This window comes from Micromonospora parastrephiae (assembly GCF_016802865.1).
Classification (GTDB): domain Bacteria; phylum Actinomycetota; class Actinomycetes; order Mycobacteriales; family Micromonosporaceae; genus Micromonospora; species Micromonospora parastrephiae.
This window is the reverse complement of record NZ_JAEVHM010000021.1, coordinates 1-21,895: the sequence shown is the minus strand read 5'-3', so window position 1 is coordinate 21,895 and position 21,895 is coordinate 1. Positions and strand designations below refer to the sequence as shown.

At 71.4% G+C, this 21,895-nt stretch carries 12 protein-coding genes and 1 pseudogene; 7 read left to right on the top strand and 6 right to left on the bottom strand.

Features of this window, described 5'->3' with window-relative positions; all coding sequences use genetic code 11:
• Positions 1 to 9: 9 nt before the first annotated feature.
• The 5 genes from JNW91_RS07270 to mce form a co-directional block, all read right to left on the bottom strand.
• Positions 10 to 1,110: an AI-2E family transporter gene (locus tag JNW91_RS07270; protein ID WP_203174164.1), complete on the bottom strand. Its 1,101-nt coding sequence runs from the start codon at positions 1,108 to 1,110 to the stop codon at positions 10 to 12.
• Positions 1,111 to 1,406: 296 nt separating this feature from the next.
• A complete protein-coding gene (locus JNW91_RS07265; RefSeq protein ID WP_203174135.1) occupies positions 1,407 to 3,473 on the bottom strand; it encodes a coiled-coil domain-containing protein in 2,067 nt (688 codons plus the stop codon).
• 176 nt (positions 3,474 to 3,649) lie between these two features.
• Positions 3,650 to 4,912 (bottom strand): DivIVA domain-containing protein, encoded by a 1,263-nt coding sequence (locus JNW91_RS07260; RefSeq protein ID WP_203174134.1) that lies wholly within the window; start codon positions 4,910 to 4,912, stop codon positions 3,650 to 3,652.
• Positions 4,913 to 5,197: 285 nt separating this feature from the next.
• The gene (gene ccrA / locus JNW91_RS07255) at positions 5,198 to 6,553 is read right to left on the bottom strand and encodes a crotonyl-CoA carboxylase/reductase (protein ID WP_203174163.1); all 1,356 of its coding nucleotides are present in this window, start codon (positions 6,551 to 6,553) and stop codon (positions 5,198 to 5,200) included.
• A 329-nt stretch (positions 6,554 to 6,882) separates the two neighbouring features.
• Complete coding sequence (gene mce, locus JNW91_RS07250) at positions 6,883 to 7,359, bottom strand: methylmalonyl-CoA epimerase (RefSeq protein WP_203174133.1); 477 nt, start codon at positions 7,357 to 7,359, stop codon at positions 6,883 to 6,885.
• A 62-nt stretch (positions 7,360 to 7,421) separates the two neighbouring features.
• On the opposite strand from mce, the gene JNW91_RS07245 reads away from it, so the two are divergent.
• The 6 genes from JNW91_RS07245 to JNW91_RS07220 all read left to right on the top strand — a co-directional run bounded on the left by JNW91_RS07245 (position 7,422) and on the right by JNW91_RS07220 (position 14,369).
• Positions 7,422 to 8,621: an acetyl-CoA C-acetyltransferase gene (locus JNW91_RS07245; RefSeq protein WP_203174132.1), complete on the top strand. Its 1,200-nt coding sequence runs from the start codon at positions 7,422 to 7,424 to the stop codon at positions 8,619 to 8,621.
• A gap of 65 nt (positions 8,622 to 8,686) precedes the next feature.
• A complete protein-coding gene (gene meaB, locus JNW91_RS07240; RefSeq protein WP_238424537.1) occupies positions 8,687 to 9,622 on the top strand; it encodes a methylmalonyl Co-A mutase-associated GTPase MeaB in 936 nt (311 codons plus the stop codon).
• 90 nt (positions 9,623 to 9,712) lie between these two features.
• Positions 9,713 to 10,123, top strand: coding sequence for an Asp23/Gls24 family envelope stress response protein (locus tag JNW91_RS07235; RefSeq protein WP_203174130.1), 411 nt, complete (start codon positions 9,713 to 9,715; stop codon positions 10,121 to 10,123).
• A 95-nt stretch (positions 10,124 to 10,218) separates the two neighbouring features.
• Positions 10,219 to 11,907, top strand: coding sequence for an acyl-CoA mutase large subunit family protein (locus tag JNW91_RS07230; RefSeq protein ID WP_203174129.1), 1,689 nt, complete (start codon positions 10,219 to 10,221; stop codon positions 11,905 to 11,907).
• A gap of 164 nt (positions 11,908 to 12,071) precedes the next feature.
• On the top strand, positions 12,072 to 12,995 hold the full coding sequence (locus JNW91_RS07225; RefSeq protein ID WP_203174128.1) for a tetratricopeptide repeat protein: 924 nt from the start codon (positions 12,072 to 12,074) through the stop codon (positions 12,993 to 12,995).
• A gap of 66 nt (positions 12,996 to 13,061) precedes the next feature.
• On the top strand, positions 13,062 to 14,369 hold the full coding sequence (locus JNW91_RS07220) for an arginase family protein (protein ID WP_203174127.1): 1,308 nt from the start codon (positions 13,062 to 13,064) through the stop codon (positions 14,367 to 14,369).
• Positions 14,370 to 14,508: 139 nt separating this feature from the next.
• Here the strand turns inward: JNW91_RS07220 and JNW91_RS07215 are convergent.
• Positions 14,509 to 16,475: pseudogene (locus tag JNW91_RS07215) on the bottom strand (penicillin-binding transpeptidase domain-containing protein).
• A 289-nt stretch (positions 16,476 to 16,764) separates the two neighbouring features.
• Here JNW91_RS07215 and JNW91_RS07210 point away from each other — a divergent pair.
• Positions 16,765 to 21,846, top strand: a complete 5,082-nt coding sequence (locus tag JNW91_RS07210) for an NAD-glutamate dehydrogenase (RefSeq protein WP_203174126.1) — start codon at positions 16,765 to 16,767, stop codon at positions 21,844 to 21,846.
• The last annotated feature ends 49 nt before the right edge of the window (positions 21,847 to 21,895 follow it).

Here is a 21,895-nt window from a genome sequence, read left to right as displayed (position 1 = left end):
CGGGATCGGTCAGCGCGTCTCCTGGCGGGGCAGCACCACCTCACGCAGGATCAGTTGCAGCGCGGCCACCGTCGGGATGGCGATCAGCGCGCCCACCACACCCAGCAGGGCCACCCCGAGCAGCGCGGCCAGCAGGGCGGCCACCTCGTTGACCTCCACCGAGCGCCGCATCACCTTCGGATAGATCAGGTAGTTCTCCACCTGCTGGTAGATGAGGAAGAACACCGCGCAGGCGATGCCGGTGGGCAGGTCGGCGGCGAAGCCGACCAGGCTCACGATCACCGCGCCCAGGGTGGCGCCGATCTGCGGGATCAGGTCGGTCACCGCGACCACCACGGCCAGGGCGAACGGGTACGGCAGCCCGACGATCAACGCGAACACGAAGGTTGTCGCGCCGGCGAGCACCGCGATGCTCAGGGCTCCGACCATGTAGGCGCCGACCTTGGCCAGGATCTCGTCGCCGATCAGCTGCACCCGCTCCCGCCGCGACCGGGGCACCAGCGCGTAGCCCAGGGAACGCAGCCGGTTGAAGTAGGCCAGGAAGTAGATGGTCAGCACCAGCACGGTCAGCGTCCGGAACACCGTGCCGAAGATCAGTTGCGCACCACCGAGCACCCCGCCGAGCGCCCGACCGATGGTGTCGGCGTTGGCCGCGCCCCGCACCCGCTCCACCACGTCGTACCGCTCCACCAGGTCGTTGACCGTCGGGTTGCGGCGCAACTCGTCGAGCAGGCTCGGGATCTGGTCGATGAACTGCCCGGACTGGGTCACGATGGGCGGGACCAGCGCCACCACGCCGCCGCAGAGCAGCAGCACCACGGTCAACGCGACCACCGCGACAGCGAGGCCGTGCGGCACGCCCCAGCCGCGTAGTCGCACCACCGCCGGGTTGAGGCCGACCGCGAGGAAGAGCGCGATCACCACCAGCACCAGGATGCCGCCGGCGTTGCGAATCCCCAGATAGAGGGTGTACGCCAGCAGCACGCCCAACGCGCCGGTGAAGCCGATCAGGAAGCTGCTGCGCCGCAGCGGACGCCCCGGGGTGCCGAACTTCCCGGAGGGGACCGCCGGCGGCTCGTCCGGGTCGACGCCCGGGGCGGGGACCGGCACCGGCGGCGGTGTCTCGGGGGGCGGCGGACCGGGGCTCACGTCCGGGCCGTCGGCCGACGGGTCCTGCTGCGGCACCAGAACCTCCGGGTCAGGCGGTGAAACGACGGGCGGCGCGCCAGCAGACTAGCCACTTCATGGCCGCCGTCGACCACGAGGGCAATCTGGTGCTCCATGTGCCCGACCCGACATGCCCTCCACTCGACATCGCCGACATGGGGGTGTCCGGGCGGCGGGACAGCCCCACATCGGCGATGTCCTGTCGATCAGGAGGTGGGGGCCCCGTCGGGGCGTACCCGTCAGTCCTTCTCGATCGTGACCTTGCTCGGCTTGGCGCTGCGCTCGTCGGTGGTCGGCTTGGTGGGCCGCTTGCCGTTCTCACCGGTGCTGGTGATCTTGGTGGGCTTGGCGCCCCGGCCACCCTCGCCCGGCACGGCGGCCACGGTCGGCTCACCGTCCACGCCCGCGCTCGCCGCGCCGCCGTCGACCGTGGTCACCGGCTCGGCCACCGGCCGGGTCGTCGACTGCCCGGCGTCCTCCGCTGCGGCGTTCACCGGCTGCCTGGTGTCGGCGGGCTCGGCCTTCAACCCGGCCGCCACCGGCGTGGCCGCTCCGGCCTCGACCTCGACCTCGACCTCGGTGGGCGCGGCATCGCCGGTGGTTGGCGCGGTCGGGCCGTCGAGCGGCCCGGCGGTGCTCTGCAACCGCAGCTCAGCCATCTGCCGCTGGAGTTCGTCGGACTCCTGTCGGGACTTCCAGGTCTCCTGCCGCAGGTCGGCGAGCTGCTGCTGGGCCTGCGCGATCTCCAACATCACGTGGGCGAGCTGCTGCCGGCCGGCCGCCGCCTCCTGCTGGGTGGCCGCGAGGTGCTGCTGGGTGGTGGCGAGGTGCTGCTGGGTGGTGGCCGCGTACTCCTCGAACTGGCGGCGCGAGGCCGCGACGTGCTCGTCGGCCTTGCGGCGCTTGTCGCCCGCCTCGGTCTCGGCCCGGCTCAGCAGCTCGGCGGCCTCCGACTCGGCGCGCTGGCGCATGGCCGACGCGTCCCGCTCGGCCGCCTGGCGGATCGACTCGGCGCCCTGCTCGATCTCGTTCTTGCGGGCGGTGTACTCGGTCTCCAGCGCGTCCTTGCGGGTCGCGTATTCGGTCTCCAGCTCGTCCTGGCGAGCCGTGAAGCCCGACTCCAACTCCTGCTGACGACTGGTGAACCCGGCATCCAACTCCTGCTGGCGGGACTTGTACTGCTTTTCCAGCTCGTCGCGGCGCTTCGCGTACTCCTGCTCGGCCGTGGACCGCCGCTGGGCCAGCTCCCGGTCGGCCGCCTCCCGCCGGGAGTTGACCTCCTGCTCCACCCCGGCGCGCCAGGCGCCCAGCTCCTGCTGGGTCTGCGCGCGGGCGTTCTTGACGTACGACTCGGTCTCGGTGCGCATCCGCTGGACGTACGCCTCGGTCTCGGCCCGGTGCCGCTTGGCCGACTCGCTGGCCTGCGTGGTCAGCCGCTCCGCCTCCTGCTGCGCCTTGGCCCGGGTGGCCCGGCCGGCCATCGACGCGTCGTCGATGATCTGCTTGGCCTCCTGCTGCGCCTTGGCATGGGTGGCCCGACCCGCCTCGGTCGCGGTGTCGGTGAGCCGCTTGGCCTCCTGCTGGGCCTTGGCGTGCACCTCCTTGGCCGCGTCGCGTAGCTCGCCGGCCTCCTGCCGGGCGGTGGTCAGCGCCTCGCGGGCCGCCTCGCGCAGCTTGGTGGACTCCTGCTGGGCCCGGGTGTGGATCTCCTTGGCGGTGTCCCGCAGCTGGGTGGCCTCCTGCTGGGCCTTCGCCAACGCGTCCTGTGCCGCCTTGCGCAGCTTCGCCGACTCGTCCTTCGCCGACTGGAGCGTCGCCTCCGCCTCGGCGCGCCGGGTGGCGGTGTGCCGCTCCTCCTCCGTGCGCCGCGCGGCGAGAGCGATCTCGAAGTCCTTCAGCGCCCGCGCGGCCTGCTCGCGGGCCTCCTCGATGATGTGCTCGGCGGCGGCACGGCGGGCCTCGATCTCCTCGGTGGCCGCCGACACGATCTGCTCGGCCTGCTCCTCGGCGAGGGTGAGGATCGACTCGACCCGGGGGCCCAGGTGTCGGAAGGACGCCCGGTCCACCACATTCATCTGCTTGCGTACCTGGGTGAGGTCGCGTTGGAGCACCTCGACCTGGCCGGCGAGCTTGTGGATCTGTGTGTAGGCCTGTTCCCGTTCGGCGGCGAGGGTCGCGATCTCGTGCTCGGCACGCGCGACATACCGGTCGACCTGTTTCTTCTCGTACCCCCGCAGAGCGGACTCGAAGCTGGGCTCCGTCGTCACGTCCCCGCCGAGAGCGAACAGTTCCTCGCCGTGCGACATGCCCCCATCCTCACACGCATCGGCCCCGGCTGGGGCGATACGGACGGCCCTTGTGGGAGCTAGTTCACTCCATTCTCGGCACGGAATGCCAAGGGCTGGGAAACGCATACGGCGCGAGGTCACACCGGTTACCCGGTGTCACCTCGCGCGTCGATGCCCCGACCTGACGCCTGGCGTCAGCCGGCGGTCTCCGCGGTGACCCGCTCCTGATCGCCATCGGTCTTCTTGGCCTCCGGCTTGGCCGCCGGAGCGGCCGACGCCGGCACACCGGGCACGATGCCGGCGAGCCCGGAGAGCATCTGGCCGAGCTGCGAGGTGACCGCGTCCTTCTGCCGGGTGAGGTCCTCGACCTCGCGACGGGCGGCCTGTGTGGTCAGCTCCGCCTCGGTGCGGGCCTCGGTGAGCAGGCGCTGCGACTCGGCCTTGGCCTCGTTGAGCGTCTTCTCGGACAGGGCCTTGGCCTTGTCCACCGTCTCGGCGGCGTTGCGCTCCGACTCGACCCGACGGGCCTCGGCGCGCTGCTCGATCTCCTTGGCCCGCTCCTGCGCGGCCCGTGCCCGCTGCTCGGCCTCGCTGACCAGCTTCTGGGTCTGCGCGACCTGCGCGGCGTGCCGCTCGGACTCCTCGCGCTCCGCCTTCTCCCGCCGCTCGGCCAACTGGAGCTCGAGAGCCTGGAGGTCCTTGTCGCGCTTGTCGCGGGCGTCGGTGAGCAGCTTGGTCGCCTCGGCGCGCTTCTCCTCGGCCTCGCGGGCGGCCTTGGCCCGCTGCTGGGTGATCTCCCGCTCGGCGGTGGCGCGCAGGGTGGCAACCTCCCGCTCCACGGTCGACTTCAGCTCGGCCACCTCGTGCGCCGTGACCGTACGCAGCTGCTTGGTCTCGCGGTCGGCGTCCGCGCGCAGCGTGTCGGCCTCGCGGCGGGCCTGCACCCGGACCTCGGCGGCCTCGCGCTCGGCGGCGGTGCGCAGGTTGCCGGCCTCGCGTTCGGCGCTCGCCTTCATGGCGGCGGCCTCGGCGCGGGCCTTGTCGGTGATCTCACGGGCCTCGAGGCGGGCGGCGGAGAGGATGCCCTCCGACTCGCGCTTGGCCTCGTTGCGGTGGTCGTTGGCCTGCTCCTCGGCGAGCCGGAGGATCTGCTCGACGCGGGTGCCGAGCCCGGAGAGGGTGGGTCGGCTGTTCTCTTCGAGCTGCTTGTTCGTGTCGGCGAGCTTCTGCTCCAGCGCACTCATGCGCTGCTCGGCCTGGCGGAGCCGACGCTGGGCGTCGTTCATCCGCTGCTCGGCCTCGGCACGGGCCTGCTCGGACTGGGTCAGCGCGGCGGTCATCCGGCCGAGGAAGTCATCGACCTGGTGAGTGTTGTATCCGCGCAGGCCAACGGTGAAATCTGGCTGCGAGTTCGCGTTATCGAAGAACGCGAGAGGGGAGGACTGCTGCTGGGGCATTGGGACATACTGGCAGACGCCCCAGGGTGCTTCGCAAGAGCGGTGCGGAGCTTTCGTGTCCTCTTTACATGGTCAACTGCCGCGTTCGACGATGCCGGACCAATCGCCGATCTTGGCAGGTCCCGGGCGGGACGGACGCCACGCAGCGTGACATGGAAAAGGGCCACGGGATGTCCCGCGGCCCTTTGTTCGATCCGAAGCGGTGTCGCGCTAATGGGGGTGGAAGAACAATGGCCGATCACCGCATTGACCGTCCGCTGCTCACCCGTGCGGCCGGTGGCCCGGTCAGTGCCCCCGGAACCGGTTGATCGCGTCCTCGTGCCGGGCCCGCAGCTCCCCGTCCCGGACACCCAGACCGTCGGCCGGGGCGAGGCAGCGCACCCCGACCTTGCCCTGGTGGGCGTTGCGGTGCACCTCGTACGCCGCCTGGCCGGTCTGCTCCAACGGGTACGTGCGCGACACGGTCGGGTGCACCTTGCCGAGCGCGACCAGACGGTTGGCCTGCCACGCCTCGTGATAGTTGGCGAAGTGGCTGCCGACGATCCGCTTCAGGTGCATCCACAGGTAGCGGTTGTCGTACTGGTGCTGGAAGCCGCTGGTGGAGGCGCAGGTGACGATGGTCCCGCCGCGCCGTGCCACGTAGACGCTCGCACCGAACGTCTCCCGGCCCGGGTGCTCGAAGACGATGTCCGGGTCCTCGCCGCCGGTCAGCTCACGGATCCGTTCGCCGAAGCGCCGCCACTCGTCCGGGTCCTGGGTCTCCTCGTCCTTCCAGAAGCGGAAGCCCTCCGCGGCCCGGTCGATGACCAGCTCCGCGCCCATGCTGCGGCACAGCTCGGCCTTTTCCGGCGAGGAGACGACGCAGACCGGGATCGCGCCGCCGTTGAGCGCCATCTGGGTGGCGTACCCGCCGAGGCCACCGGACGCGCCCCAGATCAGCACCACGTCGCCCTGCTTCATGTTGGCCCCGTGGTGCGAGACGAGCTGGCGGTACGCGGTCGAGTTGACCAGCCCGGGGCTCGCCGCCTCCTCCCAGGTCAGGTGGCGCGGCTTGGGCATCAGCTGGTTGGCCTTGACCACGGCCAGCTCGGCCAGCCCACCGAAGTTGGTCTCGAAGCCCCAGATCCGCTGCTGCGGGTCGAGCATGGTGTCGTCGTGCCCGGCCGCGTCCTCCAACTCGACGGAGAGGCAGTGCGCGACGACCTCGTCGCCGGCCACCCAGCGGGTCACCCCGGGGCCGGTGCGCAGCACCACGCCGGCCGCGTCCGAGCCGACCACGTGGTACGGCAGGTCGTGCCGGCGGGTCAGCTCGGAGATCCGGCCGTAGCGCTGGAGGAACTTGAAGGTGGACACCGGCTCGAAGATGCTGGTCCACACCGTGTTGTAGTTGATCGCGCTCGCCATCACGGCGACCAGGGCCTCGCCCGGCCCGAGTTCCGGGGTCGGCACCTCCTGCACGTGCAACGCCTTGCGGGGGTCCTTGTCCCGGGTGGCCATGCCGTCGAACATCCGGGCCTCCTCGGCGCGGACGACCACACCCCGGTAGCTCTCCGGTACGGGCAGCCCGGCGACGCCGGCCAGCTCGCGGTCCGGATCGTTCGATTCCTCCGCCGCCATGATCGCTTCGAGGATGTCCTGCACGGTGACCTCCGGTTCGTCCGCACCCGCACGGGCCCGGGTGCTGCCATCGTCGGCGCCGGTGGGCACGACCGCCATGTCGGCATTCGACACATCCGACACCGGTCGCGCTCCTGTGGGCCGGGACGTTACTGAACGGTAGCTAAAGCCGGAAGTCCTCTGTGAAAAACTGCATCGGCCGATGCGTGAAGGTGTCCGGCCACCCCGCCAACCGCGCACTGACGTGCGCCGGGGGCGGCCTGAAGCGCCGACAACCCTGGTGATCAAGAGGTTTCGGTCACCTGCGAGGCGCAGGACGACGCAAACTTCTTGATCACCAGGGCGGGGGCGGGTCAGTGGGGGGTGGAGGCTGGTTCGACTAGTTCCACCAGGACGCCGCCGGCGTCCTTCGGGTGCACGAAGTTGATCCGGCTGTCCGCGGTGCCGCGCCGGGGCTCGTCGTAGAGCAGCCGTACCCCCCGCTCACGCAGCGCCGCGCAGGCCGCGTCGATATCCGCCACGGTGTACGCGACCTGCTGCACGCCCGGCCCGTTGCGATCCAGGAACTTCGCGATCGTCGACTCCGGGGTGAGTGGGGCGAGCAGCTGCACGCAGCCACCCTCGGTGGTCGGCCCGACGGCCAGCATCGCTTCCCGGACGCCCTGCTCGGCGTTGGTCTCGACGTGTACGCAGCGCATCCCGAACGTCCGCTGGTAGAAGTCGATCGCGTCGTCCAGGTCGGCCACGGCGATCCCGACGTGGTCAATCTTGCGAAGCCCGATGTCTGTGACGTAGTCCGCACCGGGCTCGGCGGGGGAGTTCTCAGCCATGGCGTTAGTCTGGCCGAACAATCGTTAAGGCGTACAGCTCGGCACCCCCCTCGGAGGCAGGCATGGCTTCGGTGATCGTCAGCGGCGCGCGCACCCCCATGGGGCGGCTGCTGGGCAACCTCAAGGACCTCCCGGCCACGGAGCTCGGCGGGATCGCGATCAAGGCGGCCCTGGAGCGTGCCGGCGTCAGCCCCGACCAGGTCCAGTACGTGATCATGGGGCAGGTGCTCCAGGCCGGGGCCGGCCAGATTCCGGCCCGGCAGGCGGCCGTCGAGGCCGGCGTGCCGATGTCCGTGCCGGCGCTGACCATCAACAAGGTCTGCCTCTCGGGCCTGGACGCGATCGCCCTGGCCGACCAGCTGATCCGGGCCGGCGAGTTCGACATCGTGGTGGCTGGCGGCATGGAGTCGATGACCAACGCCCCGCACCTGCTGATGGGCCAGCGCTCGGGCTACAAGTACGGCGACGTGGTGGTCAAGGACCACATGGCGCACGACGGGCTGAGCGACGCCTGGGACTGCTGCTCGATGGGCGAGTCGACCGAGCGGCTCGGCACCAGGCACGGCATCTCCCGCGCGGAGCAGGACGCTTTCGCCGCCGCCAGTCACCAGCGGGCCGCCGCCGCGCAGAAGAACGGCCACTTCGCCGAGGAGATCACCCCCGTGGTGATCCCGCAGCGCAAGGGCGACCCACTGGTGATCAACGACGACGAGGGCATCCGCCCGGACACCACCGTCGAGTCGCTGGCCAAGCTGCGCCCCGCCTTCACCAAGGACGGCACGATCACCGCCGGCAGCTCCTCGCCGATCTCCGACGGGGCCGCCGCCGTCGTCGTGATGAGCAAGGCCAAGGCCAACGAGCTGGGGCTGACCTGGCTCGCCGAGATCGGCGCGCACGGCAACGTCGCCGGCCCGGACAACTCCCTGCACTCGCAGCCGTCCAACGCCATCAACCACGCCCTGAAGAAGGGTGGCCTGAGCGTCGAGGACCTCGACCTCATCGAGATCAACGAGGCGTTCGCGCAGGTCGGCATCCAGTCCACCCGGGACCTCGGCATCAACCCGGACAGGGTCAACGTCAACGGCGGCGCGATCGCGCTGGGGCACCCGATCGGCATGTCCGGTGCCCGGCTGGTGCTCACCCTCGCGCTGGAGCTGAAGCGCCGCGGCGGCGGCACCGGAGCGGCGGCGCTCTGCGGCGGCGGTGGCCAGGGCGACGCGCTGATCATCCACGTGCCGGGTAAGGCTGAGAAGAACCAGTGAGCGAAGCGGTCGAGCACGTCCCGGCGGCGGGCACCACGTCGGTGCGCCGCAGTCGGGACGTACCGATGCTGGTCGAGCGGGCCCGCGCGGGCGACCCCCGCGCGGTGGCCCGGCTGATCACGCTGGTGGAGAACGGCGACGAGCTGCTGCCGGCGATCGCCGCCGCGCTCGCGCCGTACGCCGGGCAGGCCCAGGTGGTCGGGCTGACCGGTTCGCCCGGGGTGGGCAAGTCGACCACCACCAACGAGCTGGTGCGCGCCCTGCGGACGCGCGGGCACCGGGTGGGCGTGCTGGCGGTCGACCCGTCCAGCCCGTTCACCGGCGGCGCGATCCTCGGCGACCGGGTGCGAATGCAGGACCACGCCACCGATCCCGGCGTCTACATCCGTTCCATGTCCAGCCGCGGGCACCTCGGCGGGTTGGCCGCGGCGACGCCGCAGGCGGTCCGGGTGCTGGAGGGCGCCGGCTGCGACGTGGTGCTGGTGGAGACCGTCGGCGTCGGGCAGGCCGAGGTGGAGGTCGCCTCGCTGGCCGACACCACGCTGGTGCTCCTCGCTCCCGGCATGGGCGACGCGATCCAGGCGGTCAAGGCCGGCATCCTGGAGATCGCCGACGTGTTCGTGGTCAACAAGGCCGACCGGGACGGTGTCGACGCCACCGTCCGCGACATCCAGGGCATGATCGCCCTCGGCGAGCGCGGGCCGGGTCAGTGGCGACCGCAGGTGGTCCGCTCGATCGCCGCCCGAGGTGAGGGCATCGACGACATCGCCGCCGCGATCGACAAGCACCGTGGCTGGCTGGTCGAACACGGCGAGCTGCGCCGCCGGCAGGAGGCGCGGGCCGCCGCCGAGATCGAGGCCATCGCGCTCGGCACCCTCCGCGCCCGGATCGGTTCCCTGCGCGACGGTACGGAGTTGTCGACGCTTGCCGCCAGGGTGGCCGAGGGGGCCCTCGACCCGTACGCGGCGGCGGACACCCTGCTCGCCCAGCTCGCCCGCTGACCGTCCACCGGGGACATCCCGGCGGCACCTCGCCCTTGTAGGCTCGCACCGCCCCACGGCGGAGCGGGCGCGAGGAGCAGGGGAGTGGGTATGGATCACGAGGCGACGCAGGAGCTGACCACGGCGTCGGCGGCGGCTGGCGGTAGGACGCAGGTCTCCGACGAGGTGATCGAGAAGATCGCCGTCGCGGCGGCCAGTTCGGTGCCCGGCGTGGCCGAGATGGGTGGGGACGTCGCCCGGTTCTTCAACGCGGTCCTCGACCGGGTCGGGCTGGACCAGGTGGGCGACGCCCGCCGGGGATGCTCGGCCCACGTGACCGGGGACGCGGCCGTGGTCAACCTGGTGCTGGTGATCCAGGCCGGTCAGACGGTGCCGGAGATCACCGGTCAGGTGCGTGCCCGGGTCACCGAGGCCGTCGAGGCGTACGGCCTGCGGGTCGACGAGGTCAACATCCGGGTCGACGACGTGGCGATGGGCGCCGCCACCGCGCCCACGGCCTGACCGCGTTACCCGCCGGTACGGCGTGACTTAGCGATCGTTCAGGCGAGGGCTCTACACTCGATGTGCAGTCGAGGACCCGAGGAGGAGCCCTGCGCATGGACGCCGACGAGATCGACGCCGGACGGGCACGCTGGCAGGCCCGGTACGACGCCGCGCGCAAGCGTGACGCCGACTTCACCACGCTTTCCGGGATGCCGGTCGACCCGGTCTACGGGCCGCCGGAGGGCAGCGCGTACCCGGGCTTCGAGCGGATCGGCTGGCCGGGTGAGTATCCGTACACCCGGGGCCTGTATCCGACCGGCTACCGGGGACGGACCTGGACGATCCGGCAGTTCGCCGGCTTCGGCAACGCCCAGCAGACCAACGAGCGCTACAAGATGATCCTCGGCGCCGGCGGCGGTGGCCTATCGGTCGCGTTCGACATGCCGACGCTGATGGGCCGCGACTCGGACGACCCGCAGGCGCTCGGCGAGGTCGGGCACTGCGGCGTCGCCATCGACACCGCCACCGACATGCAGGCGCTCTTCGACGGCATCGACCTGGCCGACGTCACCACGTCGATGACCATCTCCGGGCCGGCCGTACCGGTGTTCTGCATGTACCTGGTCGCCGCCGAGCGGCAGGGCGCCGACCTGTCCAAGCTGGACGGCACCCTGCAGACCGACATCTTCAAGGAGTACATCGCGCAGAAGGAGTGGCTCTTCGACCCCGAGCCGCACCTGCGCCTGATCGGCGACCTGATGGAGTACTGCGCCCGGGAGATCCCGCGCTACAAGCCGCTGTCGGTCTCCGGCTACCACATCCGCGAGGCCGGCTCGACCGCCGCGCAGGAGTTGGCGTACACCCTGGCCGACGGGTTCGGCTACGTGGAGCTGGGCCTCTCGCGGGGGCTGGACGTGAACGTCTTCGCGCCGGGGTTGAGCTTCTTCTTCGACTCGCACCTCGACTTCTTCGAGGAGATCGCCAAGTTCCGTGCCGCTCGCCGCATCTGGGCCCGCTGGCTGCGCGACGTCTACGGCGCGACCAGCGAGAAGGCCCTGTGGCTGCGGTTCCACACGCAGACCGCCGGGGTGTCCCTGACCGCCCAGCAGCCGGTCAACAACGTCGTACGGACCGCCGTCGAGGCCCTCGCGGCGGTGCTCGGCGGGACCAACTCGCTGCACACCAACGCGCTGGACGAGACCCTGGCGCTGCCCACCGACGAGTCCGCCGAGATCGCCCTGCGTACGCAGCAGGTGCTAATGGAGGAGACCGGCGTGGTCAACGTGGCCGACCCGCTCGGTGGCTCCTGGTACGTCGAGGCGCTGACCGACAAGATCGAGGCCGAGGCGGAGGAGATCTTCGCCCGGATCCGGCAGCTCGGCGGGGAGGGGCCGCACCAGATCGGCCCGATGACCTCCGGCATCCTGCGCGGCATCGAGGACGGCTGGTTCACCGGGCACATCGCCGAGTCGGCCTTCGTCTACCAGCAGGCCCTGGAGAAGGGCGACAAGAAGATCGTCGGCGTCAACTGCCACACCGGCACGGTCGCCAAGGAGCTGGAGATCCTGCGCATCTCGCACGAGGTGGAGCTGGAGCAGCGCCGTGTGCTCGCCGAGCGCAAGAGCGTTCGGGACGAGTCGGCGGTCCGCGCGGCGGTGGCCCGGATGGTCGAGGCCAGCCGTACCGACGAGAACATGATCCCCGCCATGCTCGACGCCGTCCGCGCCGAAGCCACCCTCGGCGAGATCTGCGACGCCCTCCGCGCCGAGTGGGGCACCTACCGCGAGCCGGCCCGTTTCTGACCCATACCACCACCCCCGTCGATCACGCAGCGGCCGCCCCGGCGGATGCCGCGTCCGATGGCAGGAATGCCCGATCGCCGGGGGTGGGGGTGGGGCGTGAGAGTTGCAACGTCGGAGTTGCGGGTGACCTGAGAATCCGGGCTCGCGTGCGAGACTAGGTAACCATGAGCGACCCACGGATCACCTCGTCGATCTTCACCCGCGGCGCGGTCGACCTCAGCACGCTGCGCGGCCCCGCACCAGCCAGTACCCGCCCGGGCACACCCCCGCAGGGCGGCCCGTCCACCGGCGTCCCCGGCGCGCCCACCGCCGGCGGTGACGCCGCCATCGTCGACGTCACCGAGGCCACAATCCAGTCCGAGGTGCTCGAACGGTCGATGGCCATGCCCGTCGTCGTCTTCTTCGGCGCGGCCGGCTTCCCGGAGAGCGACGAGTTCGCCCCGGTGCTGGAACGGCTGGCCGCCGAGAGCGGCGGCGCCTGGGTGCTCGCCCGGGTGGACGTGCAGGAAAATCCGCGGATCGCCCAGATGTTCCGGGTCCAGGGCATCCCCATGGTCTACGCGGTGGTCGGCGGCCAGCCGATCGACGCCTTCTCCGGCGTGGTGCCCGAGGCGCAGCTGCGCCAGTGGCTCCAGGCCGTGCTCAAGGCCGGCGGCGTGACCGTCGCCGAACCGGAGGACCCGCGCCTCGACGAGGCGGACGACGCGCTGATGAGCGGCGACCTGGACGCCGCCGAGCGGGCGTACCGCAAGATCCTCGCCGATTCGCCGGCGGACGCCGCGGCCGAGGCCGGCCTCGCCCAGGTCGGGGTGGCCCGCCGGGTGGCCGGCGCCGACCCGGCCACCGCGCTGGCCGCCGCCGAGAGTGCCCCCGACGACGTGGCCGCGCAGCTGCTCGCCGCCGACATCGAGGTGCTCAGCGGCCTGGCCGAGCAGGCGTACGCCCGGCTGGTCGGGCTGGTCCGGCGTACCGCCGGTGAGGACCGGGAGACGGTCCGCCAGCACCTGGTGTCGCTGTTCACCATCGCCGGCCCGGACGACCCGGCGGTCGCGTCGGCGCGCCGCGCCCTGGCCAGCGCCCTGTTCTGAGTTCGTAGCACGCCAGCGCGGGCCGGCGTTCCGGCCGGCCCGCCCGACCATCGAGGACGGGAGCTCATGATGCGCCGGATCGCCGTCCTCGACGCGCCGACAAATCTCGGTCTGCGGCCACCGACGCCCACGTCGGTTCCGGGCTGCGGTAAGGCGCCCGGCGCGCTGCGCGACCACGACCTGCTGGCCCGGCTGCGCGCCCGCGACGCCGGCTGCCTCACCCCACCCCGCTACGACCCGGGTGACTGGCGGCCCGGCGACGGCGTGTGCCACGCCCGGGAGATCGCGGACTACTCGCTGGCGCTCGCCGAACGGATCGGCTCGATCATCGACCGGGGCGAGTTCCCGGTGGTGCTGGGCGGCGACTGCTCGGTGCTGCTCGGCTCCGCGCTGGCCATGCACCGCCTCGGTGAGGCGGTCGGCGGGCGGATCGGGTTGGTGTTCGTGGACGGGCACTCCGACTTCCGGCACCCCGGCAACGCCTCCTACGTGGGCGCGGCCGCCGGTGAGGACCTGGCCCTGGTCACCGGGCGCGGGCAGGCCGACCTGGCCGCGCTGGAGGGGCGTCGACCCTACTTCCGGGACATCGACGTGGTGGTGCTCGGCATCCGGGCGCAGGACGAGTACCGGCTCGACCTCCAGGCGGCGGGGATCACCACCCGGCCCGTGCCGGCGCTGCGCGCCGAGGGCGCCGCCCGGACGGCGCAGTGGGCACACGAGCAGCTCGCCGACTGCGCGGGCTACTGGGTGCACATCGACGTGGACGTGCTCGACCCGGCGGTGATGCCCGCCGTGGACGCCCCCGACCCGGGCGGGATCGCCTTCGCCGAGCTGGAGATCCTGCTCGCCGGCCTGGTCGACACCCCGCACTGTCTCGGCGTCGAGCTGACCGTCTTCGACCCCGACTACGACCCGGACGGCTCGTACGCCGCCGAGATCGTCAACACCGTGGTCGCCGGCCTCGCCCCGGTCACCGCGCCGGAGGCGGTGCCGCCCCGACTGCTGTCGGCCCGGCCGGCCCCCGGCCCGCGACGCGGCAACGGCCGCTCAGCGGTCGCCTCCGAACGCTCGGAGCGGCTCGACGGGCTGCACAGCGTGCCCGGCGGCCAGTCACCGTTCGTCGATGTCGCCGCGCGGGACCCGTCCGTCGAGACCGGGTCGCTCGCCGAGGCCGGGGCCTCCGACGCGGGAGACATCGCCGCAGACCTGTCCGGCATCGGCCACTCCGGCGGCGATGCGGCTGATACCGACGTTCCGGCTCCGGTCGAGCGGGAACCGGTCGGCCCACCCGCTTCGGCCGGCCCAGGTCTGCTCCGACGACCGTCCCCGCCGGCCGAGGACCACCCCGATCACCACAAGGCCGACACCGCCTGACACGGTTCCCGGCTGGCCCGTGATCGACCCGGTGTCAGCGATGTCGCCGTGTCCGAGTGGTTCGGATGCCGCGATGTCAGCGACATCGAGTCGATCACGCCCGGGTCCGGACTGACGGGACCCGGGCGGTGATCGAGGGTTAGGTGGTTGGGAGGGCGCGGAGGAAGCGCTCGGCGATCGGGACGGCTGAGGCGGTGCTGGCGCCGCCCTTCTCCACGAAGACGGCGAAGGCGACGTCCCCCCGCCAGCCGACGAACCAGGCGTGGGTGTGGGCCGGGTTGTTGTCGTACTCGGCGGTGCCGGTCTTGCCGTACACCTCGCCGCCCGGCACGTCCTTGAGGGCGGTGCCGGTGCCGGTGGTCACCACCTCGCGCATCATGGTGCGCAGCGCCGAGACGGACTCCGGCTTGAGCTGTTCGCCGGCCGCGGCCGGCTTGGCCGGCGCGGGGTCGACCAGGAGCCGCGGCTGCTCGAACCGGCCCCGGGCCACGGCCGCGGTGGCACCGACCATGGCCAGCGGACTGACCAGGGTGGTGCCCTGCCCGAACGAGGCGGCGGCCTGCTCGGCGAGGCTGCCGCCCGTGGACACCTTGCCGGTGAAGGCGTCGGTGCCGAGGTCCCACTGGCCCTCCAGGCCCAGCGAACGGCCGGCGGCGGCCAGCCCGTCGCCACCCAGCTTCGGCGCCAAGGTGGCGAACGCGGTGTTGCAGGACTTGGCGAAGTCGGTGCGGAACGGCACGAGCCCAGCTCGAAGTTGTCGGAGTTCTTGAAGGACCGACCGTCGACGGTGACGGTCTTCTTGCAGTCCACCGGCCCGTCGAGGGTGACCGCACCCCGGTCCAGCAGGCCGAGCGCACTGACCATCTTGAACGTGGAACCGGGCGGCACCTGCGCGTTGAAGGCCAGGTTCTCGCCGGCCGGCCCGGGGCCGTTCGCCACGGCGAGCACGGCGCCGTCGCTGATCCGTACCGCCACCAGCGAGGACCGGCGCGCCTCCGGGCGCAGCGCCCCGTCGGCGGCGTTCTGGGCGGCCACGTCGAGGGTGGTCTTGAGCGGCTGCCCGGCCTGAGGTTCCCGGCGGAACAGTTCGGTGCCGGTGGGCTCCAGCTTGCCGCCCTCGGCGGGACGCTCGACGACCACGGTCAACCCGGGGCTGCCGCGCAGACGCTCGTCGTAGCGGCCCTGCAATCCACCGTGCCCGACCAGGTCGCCGACCACGTACCGGTCGGGGTGCGCGGCCAGGTCGTCGGCCTGCGCCGGGTCGACCGAGCCGAGCAGCGCGCGGGCGAACTCCCGGGTCGGCGCCAGGTCGACCTTGTCGGAGACGAACTTGGTGCCGGGCAGGTCGTAGATCCGGGGTTTGATCTGGCGGTACGCCTCCTCGCGGAGCGTCACCACCTCGACGAAGTCGCCCGGCTTGGCCTTGGCCACCCGCTCGGGCAGGTCCGCCAGGTCGACCGCCGGGACCAGCGCCGGACGGATCGCCTTGAAGGCCGCGTCGAGGTCCTTGACCAGCTTCTTGATGTCGGCGACCCCGTCGGGCTGCACGCCCACCCGGATCACCGGGCGAGGGGCGACGATCGGCTGCCCGGCGGCGTCCAGCACCCCGGCCCGGGGACCGGCGTCGCGACGCAAACCCAACCGGTCACCCTTGGTGAGCTGTTCGTGTACGACCCGGGGCTCCCAGATCACCTGCCACTGGTCGTCGTCGCCCTGGGCGAGCCGCACCTCCCGGTCGTACGCCCAGCTGGTCTGACCGGGCAGGGTCCACTGCACCTGGACGGTCACGGTCGCGATGTCCTTGGTGACCTTCGGGTCGCCGCGGCGGGTCAGCTTGGGCGGGGTGCCCGCCAGCTCACCGGCGAGTTCCTTGATCTCGCGGCTCACCTCGGCGGCCGGCAGCTTGGTGCCGGTCGGATCGACCAGGCCGACCGCCTGGAGATCACCGCTGCGCCAACCGGCGAGGAAGGCGTCCACGCTGCGCTCCGGGCCGTCGTCGCCGGAGCAGGCGGCCAGGAGGCCGACGGTGAGGAGCGCCGCCGTGATCGCCGCCACCCGTCGCCGGGCGGGGTTCGGTCGGTGGGGCCGGGGGTACGACAGGAGCATGACGCGAGGTCCTTCCGATCTCGGGCTGCCCTGCACGGTAGTACGAGAACGCTGTCCCCAACGTCCCCTGAAGTGGCCATACGTGCGGAAAGACGGACCGCGCCGGTGTGATGAACATCGCGTGGCGGGGTATCCCGCAACCGGCCAACCTCGGACCCGCAACGGGTGAAAGGACAAAGTCCCGATCCGGACGTCCGGCCGGTGGTCCGCCGACGATGGCGCAGAACGGCGGGCCTAGGCTGGGCGGCAGAGTGACCCACAACGCGGTGGGTCGAGGGGAGTGGCACCGATGGACCGGCGTCCGGCGATCAAACCGGAATCCGACCTCCGGCAGGATGACTCCGGCCGGGACGACGACAGCTTCGATTCCGCGACCGACGGGGACGGCTACGGCCGACTCGACACGGGCGTCACCGGCCTCACCGGGTCGAGCATCGACACCATCTACGATCTGGGCCTGCCGACCGAGGCGTTGGCCGACGACGTGGAGGACGCCGATCTCGACGAACCGGTACCGAACGCGGAGCGCCTGGTAGCCCAGGCCGTCGCGCTCGCCGGGGACGACCAGGACGCGGCGACCCTGGTGGGTCGTTTCTGGCGGTTCGCCCCGGACGAGGAGCTGGTCGGCTTCACGGCGGAAGAGATGCTCGACGCGGCCCGGGCGCACCGGGACCTCGCCCAGCAGCGGGTGCCCGGCGAACTGAAGCTGCGGATCCACGAACCGCACGCGGACCAGCACCACACCGTCGTCGAGATCGTCACCGACGACATGCCGTTCCTGGTCGACTCGGTGACCGCGCTGCTCAACTCGTACCACCTGGACGTGCACCTGCTGGTGCACCCGCTGGTGGTGGTCCGCCGCGAGCCGCTGGGCCGGCTCACCGAGGTCTCCGCCGACGTGGAGCCGGACGACGCGATCGCCGGCGACATCATCGAGAGCTGGATGCGGATCGAGATCGACCCGGTCCGGGACGCGGCCGAGCGGGACCGGCTGCGCCGCGAGCTGCAACGGGTGCTCACCGACGTGCGCGAGGCGGTGGAGGACTGGCCGAAGATGCGTCAGCGCGCCCTCGCGCTCGCCGACGAGCTGGCCTCGGCCCGCACCTCGGACAACCGTCCGCCGGTGCCGGAGAAGGACATCACCGACTCGGTGGAGCTGCTGCGGTGGCTCGCCCACGACCACTTCACCTTCCTCGGCTACCGTGAGTACCGGTTGGTGGACGCTCCCGGCGGGAACGCCGCGGACCAGGTCGACGGCAAGGCGCTGGAGGCGGTGCTCGGCACCGGTCTGGGCATCCTGCGCTCCGATTCGCCGGAGGCCCGGTCGCTGTCGTCGATGACGCCGGAGGCGCACGAGAAGGTGCTGGAGAAGCGCCTGCTCATCATCACCAAGGCCAACTCGCGGGCCACCGTGCACCGCTCGGCGTACCTGGACTACATCGGTTTCAAGATCTTCAACTCCGCCGGCGAGGTGATCGGCGAACGGCGCTTCCTGGGCCTGTTCTCCACCGCCGCGTACCGCACCAGCGTCCGGGAGCTTCCGGTGGTGCGCCGTAAGGTGGCCGAGGTGCTGGACCGCTCCGGCCTGAGCCGGCGCAGCCACTCCGGCAAGGATCTGATCCAGATCCTGGAGACCTACCCGCGCGACGAGCTGTTCCAGATCAAGACCGACGACCTGTACCACGCGGTGGTCGGTGTGCTGCGGATGGCGGGCCGTCGGCAGCTGCGGGTGTTCCTGCGCCGCGACGCGTACGGGCGGTTCATCTCCTGCCTGATCTACCTTCCACGGGACCGGTTCACCACCCAGAACCGGCTGCGGATGCAGGACATCCTGCTGCGCGAGTTGAACGGTGTCGGGGTGGACTACACCACCCGGGTCACCGAGTCGATGCTCGCCCGCATCCACTTCATCGTCCGTACCGACCCCACCCGGCCGCCCGGCGACATCGACGCCGACCTGCTGGCCGAGGAGTTGGCCGACGCGACCCGACTGTGGGACGACGACTACCGGCTGGTGCTGGAGCGCAAGCTCGGCGACGAGCAGGCCAAGCACCTGTTCACCCGGTACGCCGACGCGTTCCCGGAGGGCTACAAGGACGGGCACACGCCGTACGAGGCGATGAAGGACCTGGCCAAGCTGGAGCTGCTGGAAGAGCCCGGCCAGCTGGAGATGCACCTGTTCCGCAAGCAGCTCGCGCCCCGGCCGGGCACGCGGATGCCCGGCGCGGACCTGGCCGAGACGATGAACGTCCGGTTCAAGGTCTACCGGTACGGCGAGCCGATGATGCTCTCCGCCGTGCTGCCGGTGCTGCACTCGCTCGGCGTCCGGGTGGTCGACGAGCACCCGTACGAGGTGGACCGGATCGACGGTCGGGTCTACCTGTACGACTTCGGCCTGATGCTGCCCGAGGGGCACCACGAGCTGTCCGAGGTGCGCCCGCACGTGGAGAACGCGTTCGCGGCGGCCTGGCGCGGTGAGGCCGAGGTGGACCGGTTCAACGAGCTGGTGCTGCGCGGCGGGCTGACCTGGCGGCAGGTGGTGGTGCTGCGGGCGTACGCGAAGTACCTGCGGCAGGCCGGCACGGTCTTTTCCCAGGACTACATGGAGCAGACCTTCATCGCGTACCCGAAGCTGGCCGGTCTGCTGGTGGAGCTGTTCGAGACCCGGTTCGCGCCGGGCGAGATGAGCGCCGAGCAGCGGCAGCAGCGCAGCGGTGAGCTGGTGGAGACGATCCGGGGTGCGCTGGACGACGTGGCGAGCCTCGACCAGGATCGGATCCTGCGCTCGTACCTGACGCTGATCGAGGCGACCCTGCGCACCAGCTTCTACCAGAAGCGCACCGACGGGCGGCCGAAGGCGTACGTGGCGTTCAAGCTCGACCCGCAGGCCATTCCGGACCTGCCGGCGCCGCGACCGAAGTTCGAGATTTTCGTGTACTCGCCCCGGTTCGAGGGTGTGCACCTGCGGTTCGGGCCGGTGGCCCGGGGTGGGCTGCGCTGGTCCGACCGTCGGGAGGACTTCCGTACCGAGGTGCTGGGCCTGGTCAAGGCGCAGATGGTGAAGAACACGGTGATCGTGCCGGTGGGCGCCAAGGGCGGCTTCGTGCTGAAGCAGAAGCCGGGTGACCGGGACGAGGCGGTCGCCTGCTACCAGGAGTTCGTCGGCGCGATGCTGGACGTCACGGACAACATCGTCAGCGGGCAGATCGTGCCGCCCGAGGACGTGGTCCGGCACGACGGCGACGACCCGTACCTGGTGGTTGCGGCCGACAAGGGCACCGCGACGTTCTCCGACATCGCCAACGAGATCTCCACGACGCACAACTTCTGGCTCGGCGACGCGTTCGCCTCCGGTGGTTCCGCCGGCTACGACCACAAGAAGATGGGCATCACCGCCCGGGGTGCCTGGGAGTCGGTGAAGCGGCACTTCCGGGAGCTGGGCCTGGACACCCAGACCCAGGACTTCACTGTGGTCGGCGTCGGCGACATGTCCGGCGACGTGTTCGGCAACGGGATGCTGCTGTCCGAGCACATCCGACTGGTCGCCGCGTTCGACCACCGGCACATCTTCCTGGACCCGGACCCGGACGCGGCCACCTCGTACGCGGAGCGCCGGCGGTTGTTCGACCTGCCCCGTTCCTCGTGGGAGGACTACAACCCGGAGCTGATCTCGGCCGGCGGCGGCATCTTCTCGCGTACCGCCAAGTCCATCCCGATCACGCCGCAGGTCCGGGCGGCGATCGGCCTGGACGACAACGTCACGCAGCTCTCGCCGCAGGAGCTGATGAAGGCGATCGTCACCGCGCCGGTCGACCTGTTCTGGAACGGCGGCATCGGCACCTACGTCAAGGCGTCGAGCCAGACCAACGCCGAGGTGGGCGACAAGTCCAACGACGCGATCCGGGTGGACGGGCGCAGCCTGCGCTGCCGGGTGGCGGGCGAGGGCGGCAACCTGGGTTGGACGCAGCTCGGCCGGATCGAGTACGCGTTGACCGGTGGTCGGATCTACACCGACTTCATCGACAACGCGGCCGGTGTGGACACCTCCGACCACGAGGTGAACATCAAGATCCTGCTGAACACCGCGGTCGCCGACGGCGAGCTGACCACGGCCGAGCGGGACGAGCTGCTGGCCGGAATGACCGACGAGGTCGCGGAGCTGGTGCTGCGGGACAACTACGACCAGGCTCGGGCGATCAACAACGCCCAGGCCCAGGCCGCCTCGCTGCTCCCGGTGCACCGCCGCATGATCAACGAGTTGGAGCGGTCCGGTGCGTTGGACCGGGCGTTGGAGGCGCTGCCGCCGGACGAGGAGCTGGCGGTCCGCAACGAGTCCGGGCTGACCGCGCCGGAGTTCGCGGTGCTGCTCGCGTACGTGAAGATCGTCCTGGAGCGGGAGATCCTCACCGAGGGGTTGGCCGACGAGGAGTGGACGACGGACGTCCTGGTCAGCTACTTCCCGACGCCAATGCGCGAGCGGTTCGCCGACCGGATGGGCCGGCAGCGGCTGCGTCGGGAGATCGTCACCACCGTGCTGGTCAACGAGGCGGTCAACCGGGGCGGCATCTCGTTCATCTTCCGGGTGGTCGAGGAGACCGCGGCCAGCGCGGCCGACGTGATCCGGGCGTACGTGGTGGTCCGCGAGGTGTTCGGGCTACGTGAGCTGTGGGACGCCGTCGAGGACCTGGACAACAAGGTCTCCCCGGAGCTGCAGACCAGCGTCTACCTGGACACCCGTCGACTGCTCGACCGCGCGGTGCGCTGGCTGGTCACCAACCGGCGCTCGCCGATCGACGTGCCGACCGAGATCGCCCGCCTGCGCAACGGCGTGGCCCGGCTGCTGCCGGGGCTGGAGGAGCTGTTCTACGGCAGCGAGCGGCAGGCCATCGTCGCGCACATCGACTCGATGACCGAGCGTGGGCTGCCGCGCGAACTGGCGGAGCGGGCGACCCGGTTGATGTACAGCTTCGGCCTGCTGGACGTGGTGGAGACCGCCACGCGCAGCGGTCGGGACGTCGGGGAGGTGGCCTCGGTCTACTTCGTGCTCTCCGACCTGTTCCGGGTGGACTCGCTGCTGTCGAAGATCTCCCTGCTGCCGAGGGAGGACCGCTGGCAGACCCTCGCCCGGATGGCGCTGCGCTACGACCTGTACGCCGCGCTGGCCGCGCTCACCGCCGAGGTGCTCGACTCCACTCCGGAGGAGCTGCCGCCGCACGAGCGGGTGCAGCGGTGGGAGCAGTCGAACGCCACGTCGATCCACCGCGCCCAGCGGGCGATGGGGGAGTTCGACGAGTCGCGGGCGGACCTCGCCGCCCTGTCCGTGCTGCTGCGCCAGATCCGCACCCTGGTGCGGACCTCCGCCGCGGCCTGACCTGGTACGCCGGACGCGGTCCGGCCGGTCGGGTACACCCCGGCCGGCC